The organism is Asticcacaulis sp. (assembly GCF_047605585.1).
In the GTDB taxonomy this organism is placed as follows: domain Bacteria; phylum Pseudomonadota; class Alphaproteobacteria; order Caulobacterales; family Caulobacteraceae; genus Asticcacaulis.
The window spans coordinates 229,428-236,358 of record NZ_JASGFK010000005.1 but is presented as its reverse complement, the minus strand read 5'-3'; the positions used below and the strand labels follow the sequence as shown (position 1 = coordinate 236,358).

The 6,931-nt window shown below is 61.7% G+C and carries 4 protein-coding genes; all 4 read left to right on the top strand.

Annotation, left to right across the window (positions count from 1 at the left end):
- On the top strand, window positions 1-1,952 hold a 1,952-nt coding region (locus tag QM647_RS14255; protein WP_414996201.1), incomplete at its 5' end, for a hypothetical protein.
- Window positions 1,953-2,048: 96 nt separating this feature from the next.
- A complete protein-coding gene (locus QM647_RS14250) occupies window positions 2,049-3,686 on the top strand; it encodes a peptidase domain-containing ABC transporter (protein ID WP_414996200.1) in 1,638 nt (545 codons plus the stop codon).
- Window positions 3,683-5,785 (top strand): peptidase domain-containing ABC transporter, encoded by a 2,103-nt coding sequence (locus QM647_RS14245; protein WP_414996199.1) that lies wholly within the window; start codon window positions 3,683-3,685, stop codon window positions 5,783-5,785. Before QM647_RS14250 ends, QM647_RS14245 begins: the two co-directional genes overlap by 4 nt.
- Complete coding sequence (locus tag QM647_RS14240; protein WP_414996198.1) at window positions 5,782-6,852, top strand: HlyD family efflux transporter periplasmic adaptor subunit; 1,071 nt, start codon at window positions 5,782-5,784, stop codon at window positions 6,850-6,852. The genes QM647_RS14245 and QM647_RS14240 overlap by 4 nt, the downstream gene beginning before the upstream one ends.
- The last annotated feature ends 79 nt before the right edge of the window (window positions 6,853-6,931 follow it).

Sequence of the window (6,931 nt, the reverse complement as noted above, 5' to 3'; positions counted from 1 at the left end):
CAACTGTCTCCGCTGCGCCTGAAGCGGCTGTGTCCACTATCGGCGCAACTGTTGGTACGGTCGAGGCCACTGTGGCTCCGGTGGTTGCCGGTGCCGAGGCAACCGTTACGCCTGTTGTCCAGGGTGTCATCAATACCGCCGCCGGCGTTGTTAACGAGGCAACGGCTGTCGTTGCAGCCGCTCCTGAAGCTGTGGCCAATACAGCTTCCGATGTGGCCCATGCCGCCGTATCCACTGTCGCCGCCGCGCCTGAGGCTGTTGTCTCTACGGCAGCTGCCGCTGTTGGGGCTGTCGAAGCAACGGTTGCACCCGTGGTTCAAGGCGCGATTAACACGGCTTCTGATGTGGTTCATGCGGCTGTGTCTACCGTTGCTACTGCGCCTGAAGCAGCCGTGTCTACTATCGGCGCAACGGTTGGCACGGTCGAGGCCACTGTGGCTCCGGTGGTTGCCGGTGCCGAGGCAACTGTTACCCCGGTCGTCCAGGGTGTCATCAACACCGCTGCCAGCGTTGTTAACGAGGCAACGGCTGTCGTTGCAGCCGCTCCTGAAGCTGTGGCCAGCACAGCTTCCGATGTGACCCATGCGGCCGTCTCGACTGTTGTTGGCACTGTAGGTGCAGTGGAAGCGACGGTTACACCTGTTGTCCAGGGTACGATCAATACTGCTTCCGATATAACTCATGCCGCTGTGTCCACTGTCGCCGCTGTGCCCGAGGCTGCTGTCTCTACGGCCGCTGCCGCTGTTGGCACGGTCGAAGCGACGGTTGCGCCCGTGGTTCAGGGTGCGATCAATACCGTTGCCGATGTTGTCCAGGGCGCCATCAACACGGCTTCCGATGTGACTCATGCGGCTGTGTCTACTGTTGTTGCTGCGCCTGAAGCGGCTGTGTCCACTATCGCCGCAACGGTTGGCGCGGTCGAGGCGACCGTGGCGCCCGTCGTCACTGCCGTTGAAGCCACCGTCACACCTGTTGTCCAGGGCGCGATCAATACCGCTGCCGATGTTGTCCAGGGCGCCGTGACCACGGTTGCCGCCGCACCTGAGGCGGTGGTAAGCACGGTGACGAGCGTCGTTCCGGCGGTTGTCAGCACGGTCGAAGCGGTCGCCACGCCGGTGGTCCAGAATACCATCAATACGGCGGCCAGTGTCGTAAATGGCGCGGCGGCTGTCGTCGCCACGGCGCCAGAAGTCGTTGTCACCACAGTCGCTGCCGCTGTTACGACGGCCGCTGCGGCCACATCGGACCTGGCGGCTTCGGTGGCCGCTACGCACGATACGACCTCCAGCATCATCAGCTCGGCAGCCAGCACGCTGCAGGGTGTTGTCACCGCTGTCGCCACGCCGGTGGTTTCAACCCTGGCGGCGGTTGCGACCACGCCGGTCGCGACCACCGTGGCCACTGTGGTCGATACGACTCACGATATTGTGACCACGGCGGTAACCACGCCTGTCACGACGGCGGTTTCCACTACCGCCTCCCTGTCGGCGGGTGTCTCGACGACATCGGCAGCCGCCACCGTGGCGGCTGTTACCTCGACCGTCGCCGACACCACCCATGCCGTGACCTCAACGGTCGCCACGGCCGCAACCCCTGTCACCAGCACGGTTTCGGCGGCCACAACGGCTGTTCACGATGTTGTTTCGGCGGCGGCGACCGCGGTGACGACACCGGTCACGACGGTGGTGACAACCGTCGCCATGCCCGTCACTACGGCGGTTTCCGGCGTTAGCAGTCTGCTGGGTTCGCTGTCCGCCACCACCACTGCCACCGTGACCACCGCGACGGCCACGGCCGATCACGCAACGACCTCGACAGCGTCGACCGGATCAACCGCGGGTTCATCAACTGTTAGTAGTTCGAGTGTTACGGTATCGTTACCTGCGGTCGTTCACGTCGATCCGGCAGTCACGGTGCCGACGCCTGCTGTTCACCATGGGCTATGGTTCTAAACATATGTAGATAGTATCATGATAGCAAAACTACCGGAAACTGCCTTTCATTCACCGGGATTGGGTTATAAACTCAATAGATTCGATGTTTTGATCGTGTCTCTGGTTATAAACCTGCTTACGCTATCTTTATCGATATTCTCTCTACAAATTTATGACCGGATTCTGGTCTATCATAATCTGGGCACGCTCAATATTCTCTTCATCAGTGTCGTGATCGCGGCGCTGGTGGAGGCGGGCCTGAGAATCATGCGCTCCCATGCCATGAACTGGGCCGCTGCGGCCTTCGAACACACGGTATCCGCGAATGCGGTGCGCCATACGCTGGACCTGGCGGGCAAGGGCCGCGCCCGCAGCATCGGCGACTATCTCAATACCATTTCCTCCGTCGCCAAGATCCGCGATTTCTATTCCGGACAGGCTTTGACGACCCTGATCGACCTGCCGTTCGTCTTCATCTTCCTGTGGCTCATCTATGTCTTTGCCGGCCCGCTGGTCCTGGCGCCGCTGGCGGTCCTGTGCCTGATGACGGCCCTGGCCATTATCCTGGGCGTGCGGCTGAAGCACGAGCTGATGCGCCGTAATGAGGCCGATGATAATCGCTACGACTTCCTCATCAATACGCTGAACGGCACCCACACCATCAAGGCTTTCGGTCTCGAAACCTTCTTCGAGCGCCGCTACGAAACCCATCAGGCGCGCTCCACTGAAGCCAATTTCGAGGTCGCGGCCCTGAGCGCCGAGGTCTATGACCAGTCCGTCATCTCCTCCCATATCATGATGATCGTGGTCGCCGTGGCCGGTGCGCCGCTGCTGGTCTCCGGCCAGATTACGCTGGGCGCCCTGGCGGCGTGCGTCATGTTGTCCTCCCGCATCATGCAGCCGGTGCAGCGCGCCATGGCCTACTGGACCCGGTTCCAGGATATCGGCCTGGCGCACAAGAAACTCAGCGATCACTTCCAGTCTCCCCAGTCGTCTCCCCAGATTACGCGCCAAAGCATCGCGCCGCAGACACGGGAAGGCCGCATCGCGCTCAGTAACGTCTCCTTCGCCTATGCCGACGGTGAGAAGCTGCTCGATAATGTCACGCTCAGCCTGGCGCCGGGCGAGGTCATCTCGATCTCCGGCGAGCACGGCACCGGCAAGCAGACCCTGCTCAAGCTGGTGGCCGGTCTCTTTCCGCCGAGCAGCGGCACGGTCGAGGTGGATGGCATCAATCCGCACCTCTATTCGTCCGAGGAGCTGGTCAGCCATATCGGCTACGTGTCGCACGATGGCGTGATCTTCCGGGGCACGGTCTACGAAAACCTGTCGCGCTTCGGTCGGGTCGGCGATGAGCGCGTCAAGGAAATGTCCGAACTGCTGGGCCTCGATGCCGAAATCGCCGCCATGCCGGCGGGTTACGATACGGCGCTCGAAGGCGGTAACTCCGATGCCCTCTCGCCGGGCCTGCGCCAGCGTATCGCCATCGCGCGCGTCCTGGCCTCCAAGCCGCGCGTTCTGCTGTTCTACAACGCGGACAAGGCCCTGGATAAGGAAGGCTACAACTACGTCTACCGGCTGATGGGACGCCTGCGCGGACGGGTGACCATGGTGCTGGTGACCAACGACCATAACATCATCCATCTGGCGGACACCCATTATGAGCTGCGCAAGGGCCAGCTTATCTCCCTGGGCGTGGGCGATGACAGCAAACTGTACAATATCCTGCCGTATCAGGAGGTCCGCCTGTGAGTTTCGAAGGTTTTCGCTTCAAGGCCAGGGATGCCGGCATTACCCCCGACCCCGTGATTCCCGCCTTCACGATCCAGGAAGAACTCCTGCGCGCCTATGGCCTTGAGGGCGACCCCCAGCGGATCGCCGAGGCCCTGGCCTGGAACCAGCCGAAAATGGAGCTGGTCGATGTGCTGAATTTCATGGCCCGCCTGGGCTTTACCGGCGCGCCGCTGAAGGTTTCCCGCCGCGAGATCGATCGCCGCCTGCTGCCCTGCGTTTTCGTCGACAGGAAGGGCGAGATTTCAGTCGTCACCACGCCCGAAAAGGACCTGCGCCAGGGCACGGCCTATATCTTCAGCAAGGTCAATCCGGGGGATTCGAAGGCCGAGCAGGAAGCCCTGTCTATCGCGGGTAAGGGCTGGTTCTTCACCGTTCTGCAGCGCTTCCGCTATCTATTCGCCAAGGTCACGGCCCTGAGCCTGGCCATCAATTTCATCGGTCTGGGCCTGCCGATCTTCCTGATGATCATCTTCGATCGCGCGGCGCAGATCACCACGGTCAACACCATCTTCGTCATGGGGGCAGGGGCCGCCATCGCCATCTGGATCGAGTTCCACCTGCGCAATCTGCGCTCGAAGCGGCTGGCCTGGTTCGCGGCCCGCATCGACCACATGGCCTCCAACCGCGTCCTGTCGCGCCTGCTGCAATTGCCGGCGCACGCCATCGAAACGGCGCCGGTGACCTCGCAGGTGGCGCGGCTGCGCGCCTTCGATTCGATCCGCGAATTCTTCAACGGCCCGCTGTTCCTGACCCTGCTTGAAATCCCGTTCACCAGCGTCGGCTTTGTCGCGCTTGTGGTCCTGACCGGCTGGCTGGCCCTTGTGCCCGCCACCCTGCTGGTGGTCTATGCCGGCATCGCCGTCTATTTCCGCCCGCGACTGAAGCTCTCCATGTTCGAGATGGCGAAGGCCCGTTCCAAGTGCCAGTCGAACCATATCGAACTGTTCGAGAAGCAGGACGCCCTGCGCCTCAACGGCATGAGCGAAATCTGGCATGACCAGTACCGCGAGATCTCCGCCGAATCCTCGCTGACCCTATTCAAGGGCCAGTTCCTGTCGCAGATCGTCGAAACCCTGGTCTATTCCCTGACCATCATCGCGGCCTCGGCCCTGATCTATCTCGGCGTCGATCGCTGCTGGCACGGCCATATGTCCGGCGGTGCGCTATTCGCCGCCATGATGCTGTTCTGGCGCTTTATCGGCCCGTGGCAGACTGTGGTCAGCTCCATGCCGCGCTTCGAGCAGCTGCAGCAGTCCATCGAGCAGGTCAATCGCCTGATGACGATCCAGACCGAGCGCGAACTGTCGCCGTCTTTGGCGCGTCCCGGCCGCGTCGCAGGGTCGATTACCGTGTCCAAGGTCGGCCTGCGCTATACCAAGGATAACGATCCGGTCTTTGTCGGCCTCGATTTCAATGCTCAGCCCGGCGAGATGATCGCCATTTCGGGCGGCAACGGTTCCGGCAAGTCGACCGTGCTCAAGCTGGTCATGGGGCTTTACCGCCCGCAGGCCGGCGCGGTCTATATCGATGGTGCCGACATGCGTCAGTTCGATCCGATCCTGATGCGTCAGGGTCTGGCCTATATTCCGCAAATTCCGGAACTGTTTATCGGCACCATCGCCGAAAACCTGAGACTGGCGCGCCCCTACGCCACCGAACGTCAGCTGTGGGACGCGCTGGAAATGGCCGACGCCAAGACCGCGGTCATGGCCCTGCCGCAGATGCTGGACAGCCCCGGCCATGCCCTGTCCTCGGCCCTGTCGCACCAGCTGATCCTGGCGCGCGCCTATCTCAAGGATGCCGATGTGCTCCTGATCGACGAACTGCCCTATGCGCTGCTCAACAGCCACGCCGGCAAGATGTTCATCGACCGCATCAAGTCCTGGAAGGGCCGCAAGACCATCCTCATGGTGACGCACCGTGACGATTACATCCGCATGGCCGATCGCGCGCTGGGCCTGATTGCCCCCGATCGCTTCGTCTTCGGCAATCCCGAGCAAGTGGTGAAGATCATGCGCGACGAAACCTATTCTCAAACCGCGAGCAAAATCCAATGAGTATCAGTTCCCTGATTGGCTCTATCAATCCGTTCACCGTCATGACGGGTAACCAGGCCTCGCCCGCCAAGGCGAAGCGCACCTCGATACGACTTGAGAAACGCGAAGCGCAGCTACAGTTCCTGCGCCAGTCGACCCGGCTGGAGGAATCGACCGCGCCGCATCTGGTGCGCACCACCATGATCCTGCTGTCCGTGGCCGTGCTGGGCTTCATCGCCTGGATGTGCTTCGCCAATGTCGAGGAGGTGACCTCCGCGCCGGGTGAGGTCTATCCCACCGGCTTCTCGCGTGTCGTGCAGCATTTCGACGGCGGCATCGTGAAGGAAATCCTGGTCAGCGACGGCTCGGCCGTCGTGCCGGGTCAGCCCCTGCTGGTCCTGGATGGCGCCGGCGCCCAGGAAGATCTGAGCCGGGCCACCATCGAACTGCGCGGCCTGCAGCGCACGGAAAGCACCTCGCGCAAAATGTTCGCCATCCAGCAGACCCTGAAGGATCAGGGCGTGTCGTCGGAAGTCCAATACCTGGCCGCCCGCCAGAGCCTCGATGAAGTCGAAAACCAGCTCAGTCAGCAGCAGCAGGTGGTCATGCGCCTGCGCGCCAAGGTCGACCGCCTGGTCGTCCACGCGCCCTATGCCGGCGTCGTCAAGGGTCTCAAGCTGAACACCATTGGCGAAGTCGTCGCGCCGGGCGATCCGCTGATGGAAATCGTGCCGACCCATGACACTTTGGTTGTAGAGGCGCGCATCTCGCCGGTCGATATCGGCCGCATCACGCCGGGCGAATCTGTCAAGCTGAAGGTCAGCTCGTTTGATTTCGGCCGCTACGGCACCATCACCGGCCGCATCGACAGCATTTCAGCCACTACCTTTACGCCCACGACCGGCGGCGAGGCCTATTACCGCGCACGCATCCTGCTCGACAAAGACTATGTCGGCAAGAATACGGCGCACAAGGTGCGTCCGGGCATGACCGTGATCGCCGGCATCATCACCGGCAAGAAAACCGTGATGGCCTACCTCATGAAGCCGATGCAGAGAGCTTTTGAAAACTCACTCACTGAACCTTAAGCTTTTTTGTTTATCATAACAGCCATCGATTGTGACCCTGGTGAGGTGTTCGACAATCCGTTCATGACCTAAGCCTTTA

Coding starts and splice junctions, on each gene's coding strand:
- QM647_RS14240 (WP_414996198.1), top strand. CDS start 5,782: ATGAGTATCAGTTCCCTGATTGGCTCTATCAATCCGTTCACCGTCATG.